Raw genomic sequence first — 243 nt, 5'->3', positions numbered from 1 at the left:
TCGACGAGACCTATGTGAAAATCCGTGGCAAATGGGTCTATCTTTACCGCGCAGTTGACCGGGCGGGAAAAACGGTCGATTTTCGACTCAGCGCCAGGCGAAATGTGGCTGCGGCAAAGGCGTTCTTTGCGAAGGCGATCAGAAGTCAGGGGCGCGCTCCGGCTACGATCACGCTGGACGGTTACGCGGCGTCTCACCGCGCGGTGCGCGAAATGAAGGCCGATGGGATCTTGCCTAAAGACA

1 protein-coding gene is annotated in these 243 nt (G+C 58.4%); it reads left to right on the top strand.

Annotated elements, in window-relative coordinates:
• A partial coding sequence (locus BN2475_RS29495; protein WP_245841675.1) for a DDE-type integrase/transposase/recombinase occupies positions 1 to 243 on the top strand: 243 nt, incomplete at both ends.

This window comes from Paraburkholderia ribeironis (genome assembly GCF_900019265.1).
GTDB lineage: Bacteria > Pseudomonadota > Gammaproteobacteria > Burkholderiales > Burkholderiaceae > Paraburkholderia > Paraburkholderia ribeironis.
This window is presented reverse-complemented; position numbering and strand designations above follow the sequence as displayed.